Source organism: Actinomyces sp. HMSC075B09 (assembly GCF_001812395.1).
Lineage (GTDB): Bacteria > Actinomycetota > Actinomycetes > Actinomycetales > Actinomycetaceae > Gleimia > Gleimia europaea.
Genome location: NZ_KV808738.1, coordinates 1 through 310, shown reverse-complemented (window position 1 = coordinate 310; position 310 = coordinate 1). Strand labels below are relative to the sequence as shown.

Genomic DNA, 310 nt, shown 5'->3' with positions numbered 1-310 from the left:
GTGTGGGTGTTGTTTGTGAACTCGATAGTGTGTTTTTTGTTTTGTCCTTTTTTGTTTTGTTTTTGTTTTTTTGGTTGGGATCGCTGGGCTGGCTTTTTTGGTTGGTTTGGTTTTTCTCTGTTTTGTTTTTGTTTGGAGAGTTTGATCCTGGCTCAGGACGAACGCTGGCGGCGTGCTTAACACATGCAAGTCGAACGGGATCCAAGGCGCTTTTTGTGTTTTGGTGAGAGTGGCGAACGGGTGAGTAACACGTGAGTAACCTGCCCCCTTCTTTTGGATAACCGCATGAAAGTGTGGCTAATACAGGATA

Annotated in this window: 1 rRNA gene; it reads left to right on the top strand. The window is 44.8% G+C overall.

From position 1 onward, the window contains the following. Positions 1-129: 129 nt before the first annotated feature. A 16S ribosomal RNA gene (locus HMPREF2854_RS05955) occupies positions 130-310 on the top strand; the annotation flags it as partial.